The sequence below is a fragment of the Rhizobium sp. SL42 genome, assembly GCF_021729845.1.
GTDB lineage: Bacteria > Pseudomonadota > Alphaproteobacteria > Rhizobiales > Rhizobiaceae > Allorhizobium.
The window spans coordinates 3,660,008-3,681,885 of record NZ_CP063397.1 but is presented as its reverse complement, the minus strand read 5'-3'; the positions used below and the strand labels follow the sequence as shown (position 1 = coordinate 3,681,885).

Here is a 21,878-nt window from a genome sequence, read left to right as displayed (position 1 = left end):
TCTTCAGGCTGAGCGTTCTATTTCCTTTCGGGCGCAACTCGCGATGAACGCGGAACGCGTCAATCCGCGTTGCTTCGCCGCGATATCGATTGCTGCCAGCGTTCCTGCCTCCAGCGTGATATTGGCGCGTACGGTTCTGGTGTCGTCCTCGATCAGAGGCACCCGGATCAGAAATGCGCCGTCCCTCAGTTCACGGCGCACATCTTCTCTGGCCAGGATATCCGCGTGGGAGGCTGGATCTGGCAGATTTTCGTCTTGAGCCCAGAGGCGCAGGGCTTCGATGGCATTGCCAACGATGTCATCTTCGTCGTCGGCTGCCGAAAACACGGATGGTAGATCCGGAAAGCTGATCCCATAGGCGCTTTCCGCATCCTTGTGGACGATGGCGACATAGTGATTCATCGATCAGTCTCCCGAGCCAACTAGATCCATCCTGCCTGTTTGGCGATTGCGCGCGCGGTGCCGAGTGGCAGCTGTTTCTTCGGGTGCGGCACGATCACGCTCTTGCCGTTCTTGCGGAGTTTGTGATGAGAACCGGATATCGATACGAGTTCGTAGCCCTCGGCCTTGAGACGCTGGATGATCTTGCGTGAATCCGTCTCCATTTCACACCCTTAGTGTGTATATATATGCGTATCACTGGTAAAAATCAAACCGTTGATTTCAATCCTTCCAGCCCCGCAGCGACCCTTGTGACGATCACTTCGCTGATCGCATATTCCGCCACACCTTCGATCGCAAACGGATCGGCGGCGACATAGGCTTCGATTTCGCTTCGCTCGCCGTTGGCCAGGATGACACCACCGGTTCTGGGGACCTTGCGGCCGGAGGCGAGGAACATGCCTCTGTCATAGCCGCCATTGACCCAGGCCATGTGCGGCTCCATCAGGCGGTCGGCTTCTTCCTGTGGTTTGACATAGGTGAGGGAGAGGATGAACATCGGGTTTCCTAGTCTTCAACCAGTTCGGCCGGCAACAGGCCGCGCAGCGAATTGCCGACGAACAGCTTGCGGTATTTCAGGTCTTCGGGTTTGAGCACTTCGCTTTTGGCCCGGCGCTCGCGGATCAGTTCGGCGCGCAGCACGCCAGGGAGAAGGCCGCTGGCCAGTGGCGGTGTGAGCAGGTTGCCATCGGCAGCCTCGGCGAAGAGATTTGTGATCGTGCCTTCGCATACCTCGCCGCGTTCGTTGAGAAGAAGGACTTCGTCTGCTTCTTCACGCGTGAATTCGGCGCGTGCGGCCTCGTAAGGATCGCGACGCGAGGTCTTGTGGCGGAAAAGGGCATCCTCGGAATTCAGCCGGGTCTTGGCGATCCGGAGTTTCCAGACCTTTTCCTCCGGTTCCGCCTCATATGGGGTGGTGGTTACCTCCATCTTGCCGCGGAAGGACATGACGAGGCGAACCCGCAGCGGATGGTCGGCCGCGACCTCGCTTTTGAGCATGGCAAGCGGGTTCTGCGGTGCGCGAAAGCCCAGCGCATCGGCAGAGCGGGTGAGGCGGCGCAGATGCTGGTCGATGCGAAGAAAACCTTCGACCGGCTGCCAGCGCATTGTTTCTATCAGCGAGAAATCCATTCGTTCCCCACGGCAAAGCGCGCCTTCAAAAGACATTCGTCATATTCGGCATCCGCCTTCGAATCGAAGACGATGCCGCCGCCGACATTGAAGACGGCTCTTTTGTCATTGAAAAGGGTCAGCGTGCGGATCGCAACGGAAAAACGCATTGGACCGGCCGGATCGCAGTAGCCGATCGCGCCGCAATAGGCATCGCGCGGTCCCGCCTCCAGTTCATGCAGAATGCGCATCGCCCACATTTTCGGCGCGCCGGTGATCGAGCCACAGGGGAAAAGGGCGGCAAGGATCTCCGGCAGGCCGACCTCGGGGCGCAGTTTGGCCCGGACATGGCTGACCATCTGATGCACGGTCGGATAGGTTTCGACGGCAAACAGCTTGGGAACGCTGAGCGTGCCGACTTCCGAGATCACCGAGATGTCGTTGCGCAAGAGGTCGACGATCATGCGGTTCTCAGCCAGCGTCTTTTCGTCGGCCATCATCGCTTCGATGATCGCCTGGTCTTCTTCCGGCGTCTGTCCACGCGCGGCCGTACCCTTCATCGGGTGGGTTTCGATAAAACGGTCCGCGTCGACGGAAAAGAAGAGTTCCGGCGAGCGCGACAGAATGACAGGTCCGCCAAAATCGATCAGCGCACCGTAATGTACGGGCTGGCGGGCGATCAGCGACCAGAAGGCGGCAAGCGGATCGCCGGACCAGGTCGCGGTGATCGGCATTGTCAGGTTGGCCTGATAACAATCGCCTCGACGCAGATGTCGATGCAGCCGCTCGAAACGGTCGGTATAGGTGGGGAAATCCCAGGCGGCGCGGGGATTGCTCAAAAGCGGCGCATTGGGAATGGCATGCGGCGCGGACGCCAGCGGATGATCGTCGGGCTGTGGTGCATCGAAGACGCCCATAGCGATCAGCGGCGTCTCACGATTGTCCTCGATGTAGGACTTGAGCTTAACTTCGAAGACGAAGCCGGCTTCGTAGGAGAGGAAGCCGGCGAGCCATTTGCCGCTGCGTCGTGCCTCTTCCAGGCGGGCAAGTGCGGGCATCACCTCGCCTGCCGTCCGCGCGACGATCAGGTCGCGCGGTTCGGCAAAGACGAGGCTCTCGCCGCGTGGGTCATCGCGGAAAAGCACATAAGGGGCATGGTCACCCATCGGGCGTCGGCGTCTCCTGCTCAGGCTGCCTTATCAAGCGCTTCCAGCTCGTCGATCAGCCCTTCTATCATCGACAGACCCTTGGCCCAGAACGACGGATCGGTGGCATCAAGGCCGAATGGCGCCAGCAGTTCGGAGTGATGCTTGGTTCCGCCGGCCTTCAGAAGCTCGAAATACTTCTGCTGGAAGCCGTCTTCGGCATTCTGGTAGACGGCATAAAGCGAGTTCACCAGGCAGTCGCCGAAGGCATAGGCATAGACATAGAAGGGCGAATGGATGAAGTGGGGGATATAGGCCCACAAGGTTTCATAGCCTTCCGAAATGCGGATGGCCGGGCCGAGGCTTTCTTCCTGGACCGAGAGCCACAGCTCGCCGATCCTCTCGGCCGTCAGTTCGCCTTCCTTGCGGGCCGCATGGATCTTGCGCTCGAACTGGTAGAAGGCGATCTGGCGCACGACCGTGTTGATCATGTCCTCGACCTTCTGGGCCAGCATGGCCTTGCGCTCTCGGCGGTCGGTGGTCTTGTCGAGCAGGGCGCGGAAGGTCAGCATCTCGCCAAAGACGGAAGCGGTTTCGGCAAGCGTCAGCGGGGTCTGCGACATCATCGCGCCCTGTTCGCCGGCGAGAACCTGATGCACGCCATGGCCGAGTTCATGGGCGAGCGTCATGACGTCGCGCGGCTTGCCGAGGTAGTTCAAGAGTACATACGGATGCGCCGACGGTACCGTCGGATGGGCAAAGGCGCCCGGCGCCTTGCCGGGCCTGGCCGGGGCGTCAATCCAGCCGCCATCGAAAAAGCGGCCTGCGATCTCGGCCATTTCCGGCGCAAAGCCGTCATAGGCGGAAAGCACCATGTCCTTGGCCTCGTCCCAGGGAATGAGGCGGTCGGAGGTTTCCGGCAGGGGGGCGTTGCGGTCCCAGAAATTCATCTGGTCCATGCCCAGCCACTTCGCCTTCATCTTGTAGTAGCGATGGGACAGGCGCGGATAGGCTTCCTGGACCGCTGCCGCCAATGCGTCGACCACCTCGCGCTCGACACGGTTGGCGAGATGGCGCGAGTCGGCGATGTCGTCGAAGCCACGCCAGCGATCGGAGATTTCCTTGTCCTTGGCCAGGGTGTTGGTGACCAGGACGAAAACGCGGATATTGTCCTTGAACGTCTTCGACAGGGCTTCGGCTGCCAGTGCGCGCCTCGCCGGATCGGCATCCTGCAGCATCGTCAGGGTCGGCTCGAGCGGCATTTCCTGACCATCGATCTTGAAGCGCAGCGACGCGAGCGTTTCATCGAAGAGACGATTGAAGGCGGCAGCGCCCGTCTGCGACTTTTCGAGGAACAGTTGTTCAATGCGGTCGTCGAGCTGGAACGGCTTGTCCTTGCGCAGATCGACGATCCACGGCTTGAAATGGGCGAGAGCCGGATCGCGGGCGATGGCAGCGTCGACCGCCTCGTCACTCAGGCGGTTGAGTTCCAGCGGGAAAAACAGCAATCGGGCGGAGAGATCGGTCAAACGGGCCTGAATGTCACCGAAGAACTTGCCGTTGTCCGGGTTGGTCATGTCGGAATAATAGGTGAGGCCGGCATAGGAGCCGATGCGGCCGATCAGGTCTTCCAGCGCATCGAGCTCCTGCAATGCGACGGCAACGCTTTCGGGGCCGACCGTTTCGAGTGCCGTTGCCAGCTTGCCCTTCCATTTGACTTCAAAGGCCAAGGCGTCGCTTGCGGCCTTTTCAACGGCACCGAGGAATTCGGGCGCGGTCTGCGAGGGATAGAGATCCTCCAGTTTCCAGGTGGGCAGATCACCAAGCGTCGAGGTCTGCACGGGGGTCGCCGCTGCGGAGGTGGTGGTCGACGGGCTCATGAGCGGGGCCACGGCGGGGCGTCGGTCGATCATCATGGCGATGTCCTTTCTCTCTCGGTCGCGTGGGAGATGTAGTCAGTCGGCGGCCGGACGGCAAGCTCCCGAACTGATGCGAACGCGTGTCGAAAGGATGTGCCTTGACGCGGTCTGCGCCTGTGGATTGTGCCAATACAGGTTAGAGACGGTTAAAATGCGAGCATTTCTTCAAAGAACATGTTCAGTCCTTTCTGGCAGGCTCCCGCTTGAAAAGACCCAGGAGCGCGAACGCGCCAGCATGGATCCGGGGAGTCACCGTTGACCGCACATATCCTAGTTATCGATGAGGATCCGACGCAACGTCGGACATTGAAGTTCGCGATCGAGGCGCAAGGGCATATTGCTCACCTGGCCGAGACGCCGCATGCCGGGATTGAAATCCTGCGGCGCAACCGCGATGCGATCAATGTCGTCCTGGTGGATGCCTCTTCCGGCAGCGGGTTACCGGAAACGCTTCTGTCCACGCTCTCAGACATCAACCCGACCATACCGGCGATCGTCCTGACTGCCGATGGTGCAACCGAAACAGCGCTTGCTGCGGTCCGCGGCGGAGCTTTTGACTTTCTGGTCAAGCCGTTTGCGCCGGAGCGCCTGATGGGGGCCGTGCAGGCGGCACTGAAGATCCATCACAGCAGCCTGCAGGGCAAGGCACCGCGCCGGGCCCGCAGCGGAGCCGTCAGCTTTTCCGATGTCGTGTCGGTCAGCGCGGCAATGTCGCGTGTTGTCGAGCTTGGGCGCAGAGCGGCGCAATCTGCCATTCCGGTCATGCTCGAAGGCGAGGCGGGTGTCGGCAAGGAATTGATCGCGCGGGCCATTCATGCGGCGAGCGATCGCGCTTCCAGGCCTTTCGTCCTGATCAATTGCAACGCCGCCGCACCGAGCCAGATCGAAGAGGCGCTGTTTGGCAGCGAGCGCGGCGTTGCGGCCGATGGCGAAATCACACCCGGCAAGATTTCCGATGCGGATGGCGGATCTCTTTTCATTGAGGAAATCAGCGAGTTGTCGGCACCGGCGCAAATCCGGCTGCTCGAACTCGTGCAGTCCGGTGAGCTGGATGGCGGCGCCTCGCGCAAATCGCGCAAGGTCAATGTCCGGTTGATCCTGTCGACCAACAAGGATCTGATCGAGGAAGTGAAGGCGGGCCGGTTCCGCGAGGATCTGTATTACCGTCTGAACGTCTTTCCGATCACGATTGCCGCGCTGCGCCGACGCAAGGAGGACATTCCCCACCTGGTGCGGGCTTTTGTCGAACGCTTCTCGCTCGAGCAGCGGCTGGTCAAGACCTTGCAGATCGACTCATCAGCCATTGCGCTGCTCACCGCATTCGATTGGCCGGGTAACACGCGCCAGCTCGAAAACGCGATCTTCCGGGCCGTCGTGCTTGCGGAAAGCAGCGTGCTTGGCGAATCAGATTTTCCGCATATAGCCTCGCAGGTCTCCACGACCCGCAGCGCCGGACCCAGTCACGACGTGCCGTCGGGCCTGAACGAGCCGACCACGATGGCGCGGGTGCAGGCGGCGCTGGCCGAACGCACGGCCAGTTTTGCGGCGCCGCCACAGCCGACGTCTCAGTCGGTCGCTTCCGGCGCTCCGGGCAATGTCATCATCAGCACCGACGAGGCCGGGAACGTTCGAAAACTCGCTGAAATTGAAGAGGAATTGATCCGTTTCGCGCTGAAATTCTACCGTGGGCAGATGAGTCAGGTGGCACGCAAACTGGGTATCGGCCGCTCGACGCTTTACCGCAAACTCAAGGATTACGGCATCGATCCGGACGACCCGCAAAAGCATGCAGCCTGACTCCATCTTTGTCCTGCGTTAACTCCGGGGTAAGCTTAATCGCCTACCACATGCTAAGCACTTGTTAGGCAAGCGTTCACTATATATGGATTGCTTGCGGATCTGTGGCAGATTTGCCATGCTAAGACCGCATTTGACATTCATTTGAGTTTGCCTGGGACGTAGTCTTTGGACGGGGATTGCATTGCATACATCGCAGGACATTAGCGCGCCTCAGAAGCAAAACGGGCGCTTGGCCCGGATTGCTTGCGCGCATTTCGCGAAGAGGCTCATGCTGCCGTTGTTCGCGATGTTTCTTATCAGTGCCTTCGCACTTGCTGGTACAGCGCGTACGGCTTCGGCTGAAACCCGGACGCTGAACATCGAATTCGTCCACACGGGCGAAAGGGCATCGATCACGTTCAAGCGCAACGGCCGCTACGATCCGAAGGGTCTGAAGCAACTCAACTACATTCTCCGCGACTGGCGTCGCAACGAGCCGACCAAGATGGATCCGCGTCTGTTCGATCTGGTCTGGGAAGTCTACAAGCGGTCCGGCGGCAAGGGTTATATCAAGGCAGTATCCGGCTATCGCTCGCCGCAGACCAATGCCATGCTGCGCTCCCGCTCGAAAGGCGTGGCCAAGGAAAGCCAGCACATGCGCGGCACGGCCATGGATTTCTACATTCCGGGCGTGCCGTTGAAGACGATTCGCGAGAATGGCGTGAAGCTGCAGGCCGGTGGCGTTGGCTATTATCCGAATTCCGGCTCGCCCTTCGTGCATCTGGATGTCGGCGGCGTGCGCGCATGGCCGCGGATGAACCGCCAGGATCTCGTTCGCCTGTTCCCCGATGGCAAGACGGTTCACCTTCCGTCTGATGGCAAGCCGCTGCCGGGCTATCAGCAGGCAATGGCCGAATACAAGAAGCGTCTGGCTTCGGGCAATACGATCCTGATGGCCGAAGAAAAGAGCCCGTCCCGTTCGAAGAACCTGCTCGCCATGCTGTTTGGCGGTGGCGACGAGGACGAGGAAGAAGATGTCAGCGTGCCGGCCGAACGTCCCGCGATCGCACGGCAGCCGCAGCGCGAGGAACCGGCGCCAGCCGTCGTGACCGCCTCCGAGCCGGTGATGGTCGCCAATGCCCTGCCGGGTGTCGAGCAGCCATCGCTTGAGGCGCTGCCCGTGCCGCAGGCAAGGCCATCGCTCAAAGAGGCTGATGCAAGTCTTGCCGTCGCCCTCTATCAGCCGCCGCGCAATGCAGCCGAGGACGCGCTCAGCCAGGTCGCCAGTGGCGTACCGGTTCCGGTCGAGGCCCCGACCAGCGAATTCGCGGATTTGCAGGCCGTCAAGATTCCGATTCCGACATTGCTCGGGCCGCGTGGCATGCCTGGCAACGCGGAACAGGGCGTGGCCGCAAATGTGATGACGGCCTCCATCGATCCGGCCATGACGGAGGGTGCAGTCTTGGCTGACGGCATGACGGTTCCGGTGCCGTCGGTCCGGCCATCGGTTGCCGAAGCCCTGCTCGCGAGTGCCGATTCAGAGGTTGAAGCCGAAGTCGACGAAGTCGAGCAGGCTATCTTGTCGCCGGAAGCGGCCGAGGCGCTTGAGAAGGGCAATGCTGAGCCCGAGATGGCGGCAGCCCCGGTGCCGGCGGCGTATCCCAAGGAAATGGCCGTGGCCAAGGTCGAGGATGCGCCCGCCGCGCAACCGCAGCAGCCGGCGCGCTATATCGAGGTTGCCTCGATTGATCGCGAAGAAGAGGCCGAGCCCGAGACGCAGTTTGGCGACATGTTCGACACGCCGGTCGTCCAGGCCGATGGTGTCGAGGCTGGTCTGCCGACCAAGGGTGGCCGTCCGAGCGAGCTGGAGGCCGAGCAGGCGCGCATGGCCATGACCGGCGGCGCCAAGCTGACCAAGAGCATGATCACGCAGTGGGCGCTGAGCAAGGATACGTTCGCGACCGTGAGCAAGCCGGTCAAGGCGCCACGCATCGTTGCCCGCTCGCTCAGCGCACCGAATGCGGCCATTCCGGTCGGCTTCCAGCAGGGCGCGACCTCGGTCGATCCAAGCCGTTTCGGCCAGCCCAAGTCTTAAAGATTACGTCCATCAAGGCACATGAAAAACCCGCCGGTCCGGCGGGTTTTTCGTTTGTGGCGGAAAGCTTGAAACCGGGTTCTACATCGCTTTCGGGGTTCTGCTCAGATCGGCACCCGCCTTGCGTGTCGGCTGATCAGAGCAACAAAAAAACCCACCGCGAGGGTGGGTTTGCTGTTGTGGCTGAAAGCGCTTATTCGGCTTCCGGCGGATTTTCAATCATGCCAAGTGCATGCAGGTAGGTGTCGAGGATCAGGTCCTCTTCCATACGCTCCTGGTCGTCCTTCTTGCGAAGGGCGATGACCTTCTTGAGGATCTTGGTGTCGAAGCCCATGGACTTGGCTTCACCATAGACGTCCTTGATGTCGTCGGCGATGGTCTTCTTTTCTTCTTCGAGACGCTCGATGCGCTCAACAAAGGCGCGGAGCTGGTCGCGGGCGACGCCGTGGGCAGCATCAGACATGGGCAATCTCCTTGGTAGGGGGAATTTTATCGGTGGCGATGAACTGCCGTGAACGGCGTCCCGCGTCAAGTCCCAAAGACGCGGAGGCGATCACTCCTTCGGCCGGTTTTGCTCGAAGGCTGCTTTCTTTTTGTCGTCGGCTTCCTGCTGATGCAGCGCCTTCCAGTCGTCATAGGGCATGCCATAGACGATCTCGCGGGACTCGTCGCGCGTCAGCGGGGCGCCCGCGTCCTTGGCGGCGTCGAGATACCAGTTGGACAGACAGTTACGGCAGAAGCCGGCGAGGTTCATCAGATCGATATTCTGCACATCGGTGCGATCACGCAGATGGGCGACAAGACGGCGAAAGGCGGCCGCTTCGAACTCGATCTGCTGCTGCTGGCTGAGCTTTGTCATGATGTACATTCCTCATCGGGTGTTTCGGATAGGGGGTCTGCCGAAATCGACGGGTAGGGGCCAGTCCGCGAGGCGTGGAGCTCATAGCGATGCAGGGCAGGGTCGGCATTCATCCTTGAAAAGATCGGCGCCAGGCGATCGGCCCATGCCAGCACGCCATCCTTGTCACCGATCAGGTCCTGTCGCACTTCCAGCAGGGCATGCGGGATGCCACGGGTCATGCATTGACGATACATCGTGTCGCCCTTGAGCGCACCGTCATAGGGCTCGTTATCGCCAACCAGGATGTCGCCAGGCTCGTTCAGCAGGTCGATCAAAGGACGAACCGCGCGATGATCGGTGTCCCACAATACGGCCGCGTGCCACGGACGGGCAACGCCCTTCCAGGCCGGAGTGTAGGAATGCAGCGACAGGACGAGGGGTGCCTTGCCGGATGCCATGGCGACCCTTGCGATCGTGTTGCCGACGGCGCGATGATACGGACGGTGATAGGTCTCGATGCGGTGCTGCCATTCGTCTGGCGCAATCGGATGATTGCCGGGGATGATGGCGCCATCCGAGATACGCATGATGATGGTCGGGTCGTCCTCACCGCGATTCGGATCGATCAGCAGACGGGAATAACGCGACATCACCGCCGGCACGCCGAGGCGTGCGGCCAGCGCACGGGTGAGCGCCTCGATGCCGATGTCGAAGGCGATGTGACGTTCGAACGCCGAATCCGGCAGGCCGAGGCGGTCGTAGTCCGCAGGAAGATTGTTGGTCGCGTGATCGGCCAACAGGATCAAGCCGTTGTCATATCGACCGTCTACAATTTCGAAAGGCGGGAATTCATTCATCAGTTCGAAGCCATCTCATGCTAGATGGGTTTGATCGCATGGGGGAATAGGGAGCGCAAGCTTTCACCTCGGTCACGTTTGTGCCAAGATCGGACATGATGGTTCCAACCCTGACCCGAGGTGGGAATTATAATCGATTAGAGTTGCGTTGACATTCTTGGGTCATCATCGCAAGAAGGCATCCAATGCGCATTTATGGAGTTCCGGCGGCAATCGTGCAGAAGCAACATCGACAGACTTGCGACCGCGCTGCCGCGCGTTTTTTAAAGCCCCTTCTTCTCGTAGGAGCCTTGCTCGCGCCAGTCATGGCCGCAAGTGCCGCCCATGCCGAATTCAGGGTCTGCAATGGGACACAGAATTTGGTCGGCGTTTCCGTGGGATATCGAGCCGAGGAAGGCTGGATTACCGAGGGCTGGTGGCAGGTGCCCGCTGGCACATGCGCCACGCTGATCGAAGGTGAACTGCAGTCGCGCTATTACTATCTCTATGCTGAAGACGCTGCCCGCGGCGGACGTTGGGCCGGTGACATCAACATGTGTGTCGCCGAGAACGAGTTCAAGATCGTGGGCGTGAACGACTGCTTCGCGCGCGGCTATCAGCAGATGGGATTCAAAGAATATGACACCGGCCGGCAGGGCAGCTGGATGGTCCAGCTCTCCGATACGTCGGGCACGCAAGAAAGCCAGAACTGATGAAGCGCAACCGCAAAGTAAAGATCCTTGCAACGCTCGGACCAGCCTCTTCCGACGAGGCGATGATTCGGAAACTTCATGAAGCCGGTGCCGATCTTTTCCGTATCAACATGAGCCATTCGAGCCATGAGATGCTGCGGACGCTGATCCAGCGCATTCGCAGCGTCGAAGCCGCCTGCGGCCGTCCGATCGGCATTCTTGCCGACCTTCAGGGGCCGAAGCTGCGCGTCGGCAAATTTGCCGAAACCACGGTCGAGTTGAAGCCGGGTCAGACATTCACGCTCGACAGCAACGAAGCGCCTGGCGACGCGACCCGCGTCTACCTGCCGCATCCGGAAATCATGGAATCGGTCAATGTCGGCGACCGCCTGCTGATCGATGACGGCAAGCTGCATCTGAAGGCCGTCAAGTGCGACGGCAAGACCATCGTCACTGAAGTCGTGTCCGGCACGAAGATTTCCGACCGCAAGGGCGTCAGCCTGCCCGATACCATTCTGGCAACCGGCGTTCTGACCGACAAGGACCGGGCCGACCTGGATGCCGTTCTGGCGACCAATGATGTCGACTGGGTTGCGCTGTCGTTCATCCAGCGTCCGGAAGATCTGGCCGAAGTGCGCAAGATCGCCAAGGGCCGCGTCGGTCTGATGTCGAAGATCGAAAAGCCGCAGGCCATCGAGCGTATCGACGAAATCATCGAGCTGTCCGACGCCCTGATGGTCGCCCGTGGCGACCTTGGCGTAGAAATGCCACTGGAACGTGTTCCGGGCATCCAGAAGCAGCTGATCCGCGCCTGCCGCCGTGAAGGCAAGCCGGTGGTCGTGGCCACCCAGATGCTCGAATCGATGATCACAGCACCCGTCCCGACCCGCGCTGAAGTTTCCGACGTTGCGACCGCCGTGTTCGAAGGTGCAGACGCCATCATGCTGTCGGCCGAATCGGCTTCCGGGCAGTATCCGGTCGAAGCCGTCGCGACCATGGCGTCGATCGCCCACACGGTCGAGCGCGAGCCGCACTATCCGGGCATCATCTACGCCCAGCGTGCCCAGCCGGAAGCAACCGGCGCCGATGCGATTTCGCTGGCTGCCCGCCAGATCGCCGAGACGCTGAAGCTGACGGCCATCGTCTGTTACACATCGTCGGGTAATACCGGCCTGCGCGCCTCGCGCGAGCGTCCGGAAGTGCCGATCATCGCGCTGTCGCCGGTCATCCAGACGGCACGCCGCCTGTCGGTGGTCTGGGGCCTGCACTGCGTCGTGGCCAAGGAGCCTTCGGATCTCGACGACATGGTCAATGGCGCCTGCCGCATCGTGGTCGAGGAAGGTTTCGGCAAGCCGGCAGACCGCATCATCATCTCGGCCGGTGTGCCGCTCGGCACGCCGGGCGCAACCAACATGCTGCGCATCGCCTATATCGGCGCTGACGGCCAGTCGGGCATCTGATCGGTTCCGACATTCAAGAATTGGAAAAGCCGCCCGAGGGCGGCTTTTTTATTGCCCGGATTTAGGGTTTATCCTGGTCGGATTGCGCTTCACTCAACGGGGATGGAGGCTGGCGGTCTTCCAGTTCGGCACGAACTGCGGGGTTCGCCTCGGTTGTCGCTCGGTCCAGGGGTGTGTGGCTTTGTCGATCCAGGCGGGAGGCTGCAAGCGTCGGCTCCAGGGCACGTGCCATGGCCTGCAGGTCGTGCGGCCGGCCGGCGAGCTTTCCGATTGCGGCGATCACCAGATCGGTTGCGACATAGTCCGGCTTATGACCGAGCCCCTTGATCCACACGAGTTCCGATCCGGCGATGTCGCGGGCAAGGCCGCGCGAATGGATCTCCTCCAGCACGATCTCGTCGCTGTCGCCGGTGATCACCACTGTCGGCTTGTCGATCTCGCTGTAGCGCGGCGCAAAGCGGGTCACGTAGCCGAGCAGGTTGGCCACATCGATCGCATTCGACCGAAAGGTCGCGGGCCTGAGCACAAGGGCGGGGCCGGTGTCCTCTGCATAGGTCCGCGAGCGCGCATTCGGCGCAAAGACATGGCGGGTTGCAGCGTCAAGTCTGGCCATGCCGGCATGCAGTGCCAACGTGTGGCAAAAGATCGGACCGATGATCGGCGTCGAGGCGAGATGGTAGTACCAGTCGACGCCGCCCGGCCAGGGATGGGTGGCGGCGGAGAGGAAGAGAAGGCCTGCGGTCTTGTCGGGAAACAGCACGCCGAAGCTTGCCGTGATCGCGCCGCCGAAGGAATGGCCGACGATGATCGCCCGGTCTATGCCCTTCAATTCCATCAGTCTGGCAATGGCGCGCGCCTGCCCGTCGGGAAAGTCGTTCTGCGGGCCGCCACGTTCGGAATAGCCATGGCCGGGCCGATCGACGAAGAGCATCTCGGCGCGCCCCTCCAGAGCATTGAGGAAAGCGCCGGCCTGGTCGCGCAGGTTGCCGCTTGCGCCGTGGATGAAGACGATCGGTGGCAGGTCGGCATTCGCGCCAGCTGGCACATGCAGCGCGTTGAGACGATAGCCGCCGACGTCTGTCAGCGTGCCGATATTCGGGTATGTGGCTTCGATCATCCTGGCGCGCACATAGGTCGCGGCGACAAGAACCAGCAGGAGTGCGGCCAGAAAGACGATGACTATCAGCAAGATCAGGCCTGGTCTGAGGGGGATTGGCAAGGCGGTGACGGCTTTCCAGATGGCGGGTCGGATTGGACAAAGATCGGGCGCTGGCGCCGCTCGTCAAGGGCCGTCGTTGGCAATGCGTCAGGTCCGGGTCCCGGCCAGTTCCTCGGAGATGGTGATGACGAATTCCTGCGCCTCGCGGTCAGCCGGATAGATCTCGACATAACGTTCCCAGGCCTTCAGCGCGGCCTCCTGGCTGCCCCGTTCGGAGAGGATGGCTGCAAGGCCTGCCAGCGCGCCGAAGTGGCGCGGTTCCAGTTCCAGCACCTTGTTGATGTCGGAGACGGATTTCTTGTAGTTGCCCATAGTGTAGTGGAGCGTCGCGCGCTGGTTCCAGGCGCCGACGAAATCCGGGTTCAAGGCGATCGCCTGGTCAAGAAAGTCGAGGGCTGCGGCTGTGCGCTTTTCCTCGGTCGCCTTCTTCGCCCATTCCAGCAGCAGGTCCACGGTCGGGCTTTGCGACGTGTTCCATTTGGCCATGACGGAATTGGCCAACTGCCGGGCGATCTGCGGGCTGCGTTCACGCTTGAGTGCCGCAAGCATGCCGTCGAGATCGCGCGGTCGTTCCGCTGTCTTGACCGGAGCCTGCTCGACCGGATCCTGCTCGATAGAAGGTTGTTCGGTCGGCGCTGGTGGTGTGCCTGGAAACGGTTGGTCCGGCACCTGACCGACCGCGATGCCTGCGATCAGCAGGGCGGGCAGGGCGAGGGTGGTCAAGGTGAGTCGCAACGAAAGAAGGCGCATACCGGGACGATAATCCCTCTGCGCCTTCTTTCAAACTCAAATTTACGAAATCAACACGCCGTCTGTACGGCGGGGTATTCCCGCAGGCATGGCGCGCCAGAAGGCAGCGCCGAAACCTCAGCCCTGACGAGCCTTGAAACGCGGGTTCATCTTGTTGATGATGTAAACACGACCCTTGCGGCGAACCAGACGGTTGTCGCGGTGACGGGCCTTAAGCGCTTTCAGCGAGTTCTTGATCTTCATTTTCCTGGTCCACAACAATTGTCGGGGAATGGTTTATTCGCCCGCTGCCAAAAACAATCAAAAGAGCGCCGCCCGGGCGCATCCCTGAAGAGTTGGCCGCAATTACCGCGACCAGCCCGGTCATGTCAACCTTCAATGCCGGATTTGCGCGGTCGAAGCGGCGAATATTCCCGGAAATTCAGCCTTTAATCGACATTATTTCTGTCACATGTCCCATCTTGCGACCGGGCCGTGCTTCGGTTTTTCCATAGAGGTGCACAAGGACATTGCTCTTGGCGAGCCATGCCGGGACGGAATCGATGTCGTCACCGATCAGATTCGTCATCACGCAGTCGGAATGGCGCGACGGGTCACCGAGCGGCATGCCGGCCACCGCGCGAATATGCTGCTCGAACTGCGAGACGATGCAGGCGGCCTCCGTCCAGTGGCCGGAATTGTGCACACGCGGGGCAATCTCGTTGGCGATCAGGCCGCCATCGGCGAGCACGAAAAACTCCATTCCGACAACGCCGACATAGTCCAGACCGTCGAGCAGCCTGGTTGCCGCCTGGCGCGCGGCAATCGCCGTTTCCGTCTGGATTGCGGCCGGCAGCGTCGATGTGTGCAGGATGCCGTTGCGGTGGACGTTTTCGGTCGGGTCATAGGCCCGCACTTCGCCATCGGCGCTGCGGGCGGCGATGATGGATACTTCCCGAACGAAGGGCACGAAGCTTTCAAGGATCAGCGGGACGGAGCCGAGAGCCGCAAAGCCGCCTTCAGCCGTATCGCCCTTGCGATAGACCTTCTGCCCCTTGCCGTCGTAGCCGAAGCGGCGGGTCTTCAAGACGCCTTCGCCGCCGAAATCGGCCAGTGCCGCTTCCAGGTCGGTCTGGCTGTCGACGGCGTGAAAGCGTGCCGTCTCGATGCCTGAGGCATTGAGGAACCGTTTTTCGGCGACGCGGTCCTGGGCAACTTCCAGTGCCTTTGCCGGCGGGTAGACCGGAACGCTCGCAACCAGCCGTTCGACTGCCGCCACGGGCACGTTTTCGAATTCATAAGTGACGACGTCGCAAAGCCCTGCCAGTTCTGCCAGCGCTTGCGGATCGTCATAGGCGGCGGTGATCTGGGCATTGGCCACCTGCGCTGCCGGGCTGTCCGCCTGCGGCTCGAGGATGACTGTGCGATAGTTCAGCCGCGCGGCGGCCATGGCGAGCATGCGGCCGAGCTGGCCGCCGCCGATGATGCCGATCGTGCGAATGGTCATGGAGTTTCGTCCATCGGATATTCGGCGACGGAGCCGGCCTGACGCTCGATCCAGTCGTCCAGTCTTTCGGTCAGTTCGTCATCGTGCAAGGCGAGAACGCGGGCGGCAAGAAGAGCGGCGTTGACTGCGCCGGCGCGGCCGATGGCCAGCGTGCCGACAGGAATGCCGGCCGGCATCTGGACAATGGAATAGAGACTGTCGAGGCCCGACATGGTCTTGGACTGCACGGGAACGCCGAAAACCGGCAGGGGCGAGAGCGAGGCCACCATTCCGGGCAGGTGGGCTGCCCCGCCGGCACCGGCGATGATGATCTTGAAGCCCTCGTCGCGCGCGCCCTTGGCAAAAGCATACATGCGATCGGGCGTGCGGTGTGCAGACACGATGCGGGCTTCATAATTGACGCCGAGCGCGTCCAGCGTATCCGCAGCGTTTTTCATCGTCTCCCAGTCGGACTGGCTTCCCATGATGATGGCGACGGGGGGGCACTCAGCTGTCATCGGATTTCCTTCTGCGGTCAGGCGATGATGTCCGGAATGATCTGATCCTCGATTGAGGTGATCTTGTCCTTGATGGACAGTTTCTTCTTTTTCATTCGCTGGATTCTCAAGGCATCGCAGCCGGTCGAGATCATCGCATTGATGGCGACGTCGTAGTCCTCGTGCTCCTGGCGAAGCCGTGCCAGTGCGAGCCTGACGTCCGCCTGCTCTTGATCGGCCATTGTTTGTTCCCCGATTGCCGCTTTGTGCACTTTCTTTAAGGATGCACGGTAGATTCGCGCAAGCTCCTATCACCAAATACCGGTAACGGGAAGTTATCCTTGTCTGCGTTTTTGCCGCAATGAAATGGGTTCTTTGCCTTCGACAAACCGCATTCTTCGTGTCACATTACGTTCGTAAAGCCTGAAACTCCAGTGGAGAGAGCTGGAAGTAGGCCAATAAGGAAGGACGCATCAAATGACCATGCAGGCTCATCTTGAATCGCTGGAAAAGAAGCACGGTGCTTTGGAGGAAAGGCTCCATACCGCTCTCGCATCCCCCTCCGTCAACGATGAACATATTGCCGAATTGAAGCGTCTTAAGCTGCGTCTTAAGGATGAAATGGAACGCCTGAAGGCTTCCACACGACATTGACAGGATGTGGCTGCGCCGGCTCCGGATAATCCGGACCCGATGTACTGAGTGAAGCAGCCACCGTTTTTCAGGCCCCGGAGTTCATATCGACTTCGGGGCCTTTATTTTGTCCGCATTCTGCAGGGAGCAAGGCGGCTCAGGACCAGAATTGGTCGAGCCACAGGTTCATCCGGTCGAAACCCGGACGGTTGACGCAGTAGATGCGGCGGGTACCTTCAGCCTTCACATCGACCAGGCCGCAATCCAGCAGTGCCTTCAAATGCTGGGAGACTGCCGGACGGCTGATTGGCAGCGTCTTGGCGAGGTCATTCACGGTCTTCGGCGATCGACGCAGATCCTCCAGGATGTGACGCCTGTTCGGGTCTGCGATAGCCGTGAAAGGATCCGCGTTGGTCATGGCGAAACGTTATGTCAAAGGCGAATGCGCGGCAAGCGCGAATGTGCGCTGCAGCAGGGCTTTCGGGTGCCTGGCACAGACCGGCGCCGGGATGCCGGCGTGGAGGGGCTTTCTTCTATGATGAACAGGATCGCCGCTACATCAATGAGTGGAAATTCCGTGCATTGATCCTGCTTTTCGCCGTAGCGTCTGACAGAGCGCACGATGTGGGCGCTCGCGATGTCTTTCGGCCACCGACAGGGAGGTCGCGGGCGAGGTGCGAAGCATAGAAGTTCGGGTCCATGCGCATTGTCCGGTTGATCCTTGCGGGAGAGCGGTCTATCGGATTTGCTGAGATATAACGAGGGTGTGTTCCGCAGGTTGCGGGCACACCCGGAAACGGAACCTTCGATGACCAAGACACAAGATCGCTGCCGCCTCGTGCTGATCGTCCCGGACCTGGCGGATGCCGCTGAGCAGGCGCGCATTCTAGGTGATGCGTTGCGCGGCGGCGACGTCGCGTCCGTGATCATTCCGCAATACGCGCTGGATGACGCGACATTCCAGAAACATGCCGAACTGTTGGTTCCGGTGATCCAGGAGGCGGGTGCCGCGGCGCTGATCGTCGACAACAGCCGGGTCGCCGGGCGGGTGAAGGCCGACGGCCTGCATGTCAGCGGCAATTCGGCAGCCCTGACCGAGGCGGTCGAGAATCATACGCCGAAGATGATCGTTGGCGGCGGCAACGCGATGGACCGCCATCACGCGCTGGAAATGGGCGAGGCGCAGCCGGACTACATCTTCTTCGGCAGGCTGGATGGCGACATCAAGCCCGAAGCACATTCGAAGAATATCGCTCTTGGCGAGTGGTGGTCGGCGATGATCGCCATCCCGTGCATCGTCATGGGCGGCACCGATCCTTCCTCGGCCGTGGCCGTGGCCGAGAGCGGTTGCGAGTTCGTGGCACTCGGCAAGGCGGTTTTCGACGATCCGGCCATGGCTGCGACGATTGTTTCCCAGGTGAATGCCGAACTTGACGAAAAAGCGCCACGGTTTGAAGATTGAACCGCTCCATGCGCCAATCCTTGTCCTTCCATCGTCTGATTCTCGCCGCTTTCACAGGGCTTGCCCTTGCAACGGCGCCGGCCGTGCATGCGCAGGATGCGGAAGATGGCCTGGAGATTGGCGATGCGCCGGCGATCCGGCCCGCAGACCCCGAGGATGCCGGCACGATCGATCGCGGCCAGCGGCCAAGCAGCAGCGAAGGCGATGCAACAACGCTGGACCGCGCCGATCGCGATGCCCGGCAGCCGGAGATCAAGTCCGGGCGCGGCGAGGGCAAGGTCGACCAGACCGGTAAGACCGACAAGGCTGGCAAAGGCGACAAGGCTGGTCAGGGCGGTGGCGAAGAAGAATTGCAGGGGATCAACATCTACCTGCGCATGGGCACGCCGCTTCCTGATGTGCCGAAGGAAAAGGAATTTACCGGAGAGCCGGACGAGGCTTATGGCGCCTTCCAGCGCGGCCTGTTTCTGACTGCGGTGGACAAGGCGCTGCCGCGGGCGCAACTCGGCGATCCGGCGGCGCAGACTTTGCTAGCTGAGATCATGTCACGCGGGCTTGGCGTCAAGCGCGACCTGAAAGGCGCAAGCTTCTGGTATGGCCAGGCGGCACAGGGCGGCGAACCCTCGGCGATGTTCAAGTATGCCCTGCTTCTGATGGAGGGCAAATACGTCGCGCGCGACAAGGCGAAGGCAGACGAATACATGCGCAATGCCGCCGATGCCGGCAATGGCTCGGCGCAGTTCAACTGGGCGCAGATCCTTGTTTCGGACAATCCCGGCGTCCGTGGCCTGACAATGGCCATGCCCTACTACGAGAAGGCGTCCGAGCAGGGCATTGCGGATGCGCAATATGCACTGGCCCAGGTCTATACGGCCCTGAAGGATGTGCCCGAGGAGAAGAAGGCCAAGGCCCGTGATTGGCTTGAGCGGGCGGCGAAGGCCGGTTTCGATACGGCGCAGCTCGATATCGGCATCTGGCTGGTCAACGGCATCAACGGCCCGCGCGACTATGATGCCGGCTTTCGCTGGCTGAGCATTGCTGCCAAGCGCGGCAATGTGGTGGCGCAGAACCGGCTGTCGCATCTCTATATCAATGCACTCGGCACACGGCCCGACCCGGTCGAGGCTGCAAAATGGTATGTATTGTCGCGTCGTGCAGGTCTGACAGATCCGGCCCTTGAGGACTTCTATCTCGGTCTCAACGAGGAACAGCAGAAGCAGGCGATCGACGGGGCTAACCGCTTCCGCCGGAGCTGACGCGCTTCGTTTTTTTTGAATACGACCGCTTGGGGGAGCGGCGGCATGGAAATCTTCGATCTTTTCCAGCGTCTGGGCCTCGCCATCGCCATCGGTGCTGCCGTCGGCGTCGAGCGTCACTGGCGCGAGCGTGACGAGCCGGAGGGTGGACGAACAGCCGGGATACGGACCTTTACCCTGATCGGCATGACGGGAGGCCTTGCGGGGCTGATCGAGCTTGCCGTGAAGGGAGAAGCTTTTCCGGGGCTGGTGGTGACCGGTTTCCTGCTCTGCGTCACCGCGATCATCCTGCGCTTCGGCGTGATGGAAGCGCTGGCGCAGAAATCCTTCAGCGCCACGACCGTGATTGCCGCCGTGACGACATTCGGCCTTGGCACGCTCTCGGTCATCGGCGACATGGTGCTGGCATCCGCCGGCGGTGCGGCCATGGTTACGGTTCTGGCGAGCCGGGAATTCCTGCATGGGGCGATCCGGCGACTGAAATGGGAAGAATTGCGCTCGGCGGTCATTCTTCTGGCGATGACATTCGTGCTATTGCCGCTGATCCCGGCCGAGCCAGTGGGTCCCTTTGGCGGGGTGTCGCCGCGCAGTCTGGTGGTGCTGGTCATCGCGCTCGCGTCTATCTCTTATGTGGGCTATGTCGCCGTGCGCCTGCTGGGTCAGGGGCAGGGGGATCTGGTGGCCGGCGCCGTGGGCGGTGTCGTCTCATCGACGGGCACGACACTTGCGCTTGCGCGACGAAGCTTGAATGCCGGTTCGTCGGCGGGACTTGCTGCCGGGGCGCTGGTTGCCGGGGCCGTTTCGCTGGTCCGCACCGTGTTTCTGATGCTGGCGCTTTCACCCGCGCTGGGATGGTCCGTCGTGCCGGGTCTTGGAACGGCGGCACTGGTGATGGTTGCTGCGGCTCTCTTTTTCGTGCGCTGGCGCGAACCTGCGGGTGAGGGCGACCTGCCGGCCAATCCGTTCGAAATCGGTTCTGTCATCCGCATGGCGTTGCTCATCGCCGCCGTCGCTTTCCTCGCCCGCGCGGCGAGCGAGGCCTTCGGCGAGGGCGGGCTTTACCTCGTCTCTGTGCTTTCGGCCTTTGCTGATGTCGATGCTGCCACGGTGACGATTGCCGGCATGGCGGATCGGCTAAGCTCGGCCGTTGCGGTCGAGGCTATCGGCCTTGCGGTGATCGCCAACATCGTGGCGAAGGCGCTCTATGCTGCTGGGACAGGCAGCCGCAGCTTTGCTGCCAAAGTGGCTTTCGGTTCGCTACTCGCCGTATGTGCCGGCCTTGCCGCCCATTGGGCTGCGGGGCTGCTATAGGCCTTGTGCATGACCGGATGGCGGGATGCCCCTTGAAATCCGGCAATTTTTGTGGTCTTGAACCGCGCAACCGCTGCCGCGCGCAAGCGCCGCTCTTGTCGCTTCCTTAAGGCGACCACCGAATTTCAAGGATTGTCACCGAATGGCCCGTTCAGCTCTTCTCAACGTCATGGTTCAGTCCGCCATCAAGGCGGGCAAGTCGCTGGCGCGCGACTTCGGCGAAGTGCAGAACCTGCAGGTCTCCGTGAAGGGTCCGGGTGACTTCGTTTCGCAGGCTGATTTCCGCGCCGAGAAGATCGTGCGGGAAGAGCTTTTGAAGGCGCGTCCGACCTATGGTTTCCTTGGCGAGGAAAGCGAAGAGATCAAGGGCACCGATGGCGCACATCGCTGGATCGTCGATCCGCTTGATGGCACGACCAACTTCCTGCACGGCATTCCGCAGTTTGCCGTCTCGATCGCGCTGGAGCGCAATGGCGAAATTGTCGCCGGCGTGATCTTCAACCCGGCGACCGACGAGCTCTACACAACGGAGAAGGGCGGCGGCGCCTTTCTCAACGATCGCCGCATCCGCGTCGGTGCCCGCAAGGTGCTTTCGGATTGCGTGATCGGTTGCGGTGTGCCGCATCTCGGTCGTGGCCAGCACGGCAAGTTCCTCATCGAACTGCGTCATGTCATGGGCGAAGTTTCCGGCGTGCGGCGCATGGGCGCTGCTGCCCTCGATCTCGCCTATGTCGCGGCTGGTCGGCTGGATGGGTTCTGGGAATCCGGTCTCAACATCTGGGATGTAGCAGCCGGTGTGCTGCTGATCCGCGAAGCTGGCGGTTTCGTCTCCGACATGAAGGGCACGCAGGACATGTTCGAGACCGGTGCCTTGATCGCCGGCAACGAGTATATTCGCAAAGCCTTGGAAGAAGTGATTAATCGTCCCGTGCCGAAGGCGTAACGCCATTCAAAACGGGGCTGTATG

The 21,878-nt window shown here is 61.3% G+C and carries 24 protein-coding genes and 1 pseudogene; 9 read left to right on the top strand and 16 right to left on the bottom strand.

Going from position 1 to position 21,878, the window contains the following annotated elements:
* Window positions 1-3 precede the first annotated feature (3 nt).
* The 6 genes from IM739_RS17425 to IM739_RS17400 are packed head-to-tail and all read right to left on the bottom strand — an operon-like array spanning window position 4 to window position 4,576.
* Window positions 4-402 (bottom strand): type II toxin-antitoxin system HicB family antitoxin, encoded by a 399-nt coding sequence (locus IM739_RS17425; protein WP_237368931.1) that lies wholly within the window; start codon window positions 400-402, stop codon window positions 4-6.
* A 20-nt stretch (window positions 403-422) separates the two neighbouring features.
* Window positions 423-605: a type II toxin-antitoxin system HicA family toxin gene (locus IM739_RS17420; protein WP_237368930.1), complete on the bottom strand. Its 183-nt coding sequence runs from the start codon at window positions 603-605 to the stop codon at window positions 423-425.
* A 44-nt stretch (window positions 606-649) separates the two neighbouring features.
* The gene (locus tag IM739_RS17415) at window positions 650-940 is read right to left on the bottom strand and encodes a YciI family protein (RefSeq protein ID WP_237368929.1); all 291 of its coding nucleotides are present in this window, start codon (window positions 938-940) and stop codon (window positions 650-652) included.
* A gap of 8 nt (window positions 941-948) precedes the next feature.
* The gene (locus IM739_RS17410) at window positions 949-1,572 is read right to left on the bottom strand and encodes an aminotransferase class IV family protein (RefSeq protein WP_237368928.1); all 624 of its coding nucleotides are present in this window, start codon (window positions 1,570-1,572) and stop codon (window positions 949-951) included.
* Complete coding sequence (locus IM739_RS17405) at window positions 1,557-2,717, bottom strand: aminodeoxychorismate synthase component I (RefSeq protein WP_237368927.1); 1,161 nt, start codon at window positions 2,715-2,717, stop codon at window positions 1,557-1,559. Before IM739_RS17405 ends, IM739_RS17410 begins: the two co-directional genes overlap by 16 nt.
* Before the next feature lie 20 nt (window positions 2,718-2,737).
* Window positions 2,738-4,576, bottom strand: a complete 1,839-nt coding sequence (locus IM739_RS17400; protein ID WP_237371104.1) for a M3 family oligoendopeptidase — start codon at window positions 4,574-4,576, stop codon at window positions 2,738-2,740.
* Window positions 4,577-4,870: 294 nt separating this feature from the next.
* Here IM739_RS17400 and IM739_RS17395 point away from each other — a divergent pair, with 294 nt between their 5' ends.
* Together IM739_RS17395 and IM739_RS17390 are read left to right on the top strand one after the other, a co-directional pair.
* A complete protein-coding gene (locus IM739_RS17395) occupies window positions 4,871-6,412 on the top strand; it encodes a sigma-54-dependent transcriptional regulator (RefSeq protein WP_237368926.1) in 1,542 nt (513 codons plus the stop codon).
* 271 nt (window positions 6,413-6,683) lie between these two features.
* Window positions 6,684-8,489, top strand: coding sequence for a DUF882 domain-containing protein (locus tag IM739_RS17390; protein ID WP_237368925.1), 1,806 nt, complete (start codon window positions 6,684-6,686; stop codon window positions 8,487-8,489).
* 193 nt (window positions 8,490-8,682) lie between these two features.
* On the opposite strand, the gene IM739_RS17385 is transcribed toward IM739_RS17390, so the two are convergent.
* The 3 genes from IM739_RS17385 to IM739_RS17375 all read right to left on the bottom strand — a co-directional run bounded on the left by IM739_RS17385 (window position 8,683) and on the right by IM739_RS17375 (window position 10,187).
* A complete protein-coding gene (locus tag IM739_RS17385) occupies window positions 8,683-8,952 on the bottom strand; it encodes a DUF2312 domain-containing protein (protein WP_007607128.1) in 270 nt (89 codons plus the stop codon).
* A gap of 90 nt (window positions 8,953-9,042) precedes the next feature.
* On the bottom strand, window positions 9,043-9,348 hold the full coding sequence (locus IM739_RS17380) for a DUF1244 domain-containing protein (protein ID WP_237368924.1): 306 nt from the start codon (window positions 9,346-9,348) through the stop codon (window positions 9,043-9,045).
* Window positions 9,345-10,187, bottom strand: a complete 843-nt coding sequence (locus tag IM739_RS17375) for an N-formylglutamate amidohydrolase (RefSeq protein WP_237368923.1) — start codon at window positions 10,185-10,187, stop codon at window positions 9,345-9,347. Before IM739_RS17375 ends, IM739_RS17380 begins: the two co-directional genes overlap by 4 nt.
* 308 nt (window positions 10,188-10,495) lie before the next feature.
* Between IM739_RS17375 and IM739_RS17370 the strand changes: the two are divergent.
* A pseudogene (locus IM739_RS17370) lies at window positions 10,496-10,879 on the top strand (DUF1036 domain-containing protein); the annotation flags it as partial.
* The gene (gene pyk / locus IM739_RS17365; RefSeq protein WP_159950942.1) at window positions 10,879-12,318 is read left to right on the top strand and encodes a pyruvate kinase; all 1,440 of its coding nucleotides are present in this window, start codon (window positions 10,879-10,881) and stop codon (window positions 12,316-12,318) included. The pseudogene IM739_RS17370 and the gene pyk, both read left to right, overlap by 1 nt.
* Before the next feature lie 61 nt (window positions 12,319-12,379).
* On the opposite strand, the gene IM739_RS17360 is transcribed toward pyk, so the two are convergent.
* The 6 genes from IM739_RS17360 to IM739_RS17335 form a co-directional block, all read right to left on the bottom strand.
* Window positions 12,380-13,510 (bottom strand): alpha/beta fold hydrolase, encoded by a 1,131-nt coding sequence (locus tag IM739_RS17360; RefSeq protein ID WP_442981148.1) that lies wholly within the window; start codon window positions 13,508-13,510, stop codon window positions 12,380-12,382.
* Window positions 13,511-13,624: 114 nt separating this feature from the next.
* Window positions 13,625-14,287 carry a tetratricopeptide repeat protein gene (locus IM739_RS17355; RefSeq protein WP_237368922.1) on the bottom strand — a complete coding sequence of 221 codons (663 nt, stop codon included), beginning with the start codon at window positions 14,285-14,287 and terminating at the stop codon, window positions 13,625-13,627.
* A 117-nt stretch (window positions 14,288-14,404) separates the two neighbouring features.
* Window positions 14,405-14,530, bottom strand: coding sequence for a type B 50S ribosomal protein L36 (ykgO, locus tag IM739_RS17350; RefSeq protein ID WP_007607121.1), 126 nt, complete (start codon window positions 14,528-14,530; stop codon window positions 14,405-14,407).
* A gap of 178 nt (window positions 14,531-14,708) precedes the next feature.
* Complete coding sequence (locus IM739_RS17345; RefSeq protein ID WP_237368921.1) at window positions 14,709-15,773, bottom strand: 5-(carboxyamino)imidazole ribonucleotide synthase; 1,065 nt, start codon at window positions 15,771-15,773, stop codon at window positions 14,709-14,711.
* Window positions 15,770-16,270 (bottom strand): 5-(carboxyamino)imidazole ribonucleotide mutase, encoded by a 501-nt coding sequence (gene purE, locus IM739_RS17340; RefSeq protein ID WP_237368920.1) that lies wholly within the window; start codon window positions 16,268-16,270, stop codon window positions 15,770-15,772. The genes IM739_RS17345 and purE overlap by 4 nt, the downstream gene beginning before the upstream one ends.
* 17 nt (window positions 16,271-16,287) lie before the next feature.
* Window positions 16,288-16,491 carry a YdcH family protein gene (locus tag IM739_RS17335; protein ID WP_007607114.1) on the bottom strand — a complete coding sequence of 68 codons (204 nt, stop codon included), beginning with the start codon at window positions 16,489-16,491 and terminating at the stop codon, window positions 16,288-16,290.
* 235 nt (window positions 16,492-16,726) lie between these two features.
* On the opposite strand from IM739_RS17335, the gene IM739_RS17330 reads away from it, so the two are divergent.
* On the top strand, window positions 16,727-16,903 hold the full coding sequence (locus IM739_RS17330; protein WP_007607112.1) for a YdcH family protein: 177 nt from the start codon (window positions 16,727-16,729) through the stop codon (window positions 16,901-16,903).
* 136 nt (window positions 16,904-17,039) lie between these two features.
* Here IM739_RS17330 and IM739_RS17325 read toward each other — a convergent pair whose 3' ends face one another.
* On the bottom strand, window positions 17,040-17,300 hold the full coding sequence (locus tag IM739_RS17325; RefSeq protein ID WP_007607109.1) for an ArsR/SmtB family transcription factor: 261 nt from the start codon (window positions 17,298-17,300) through the stop codon (window positions 17,040-17,042).
* Window positions 17,301-17,690: 390 nt separating this feature from the next.
* Here IM739_RS17325 and IM739_RS17320 point away from each other — a divergent pair, with 390 nt between their 5' ends.
* The 4 genes from IM739_RS17320 (at window position 17,691) to IM739_RS17305 (ending at window position 21,854) form a co-directional block, all read left to right on the top strand.
* Complete coding sequence (locus IM739_RS17320; RefSeq protein WP_237368919.1) at window positions 17,691-18,344, top strand: thiamine phosphate synthase; 654 nt, start codon at window positions 17,691-17,693, stop codon at window positions 18,342-18,344.
* Between the two features lie 8 nt (window positions 18,345-18,352).
* Window positions 18,353-19,600, top strand: a complete 1,248-nt coding sequence (locus IM739_RS17315) for a tetratricopeptide repeat protein (protein ID WP_237368918.1) — start codon at window positions 18,353-18,355, stop codon at window positions 19,598-19,600.
* 45 nt (window positions 19,601-19,645) lie between these two features.
* On the top strand, window positions 19,646-20,911 hold the full coding sequence (locus IM739_RS17310) for an MgtC/SapB family protein (RefSeq protein ID WP_237368917.1): 1,266 nt from the start codon (window positions 19,646-19,648) through the stop codon (window positions 20,909-20,911).
* Between the two features lie 142 nt (window positions 20,912-21,053).
* The gene (locus IM739_RS17305) at window positions 21,054-21,854 is read left to right on the top strand and encodes an inositol monophosphatase family protein (protein ID WP_237368916.1); all 801 of its coding nucleotides are present in this window, start codon (window positions 21,054-21,056) and stop codon (window positions 21,852-21,854) included.
* The last annotated feature ends 24 nt before the right edge of the window (window positions 21,855-21,878 follow it).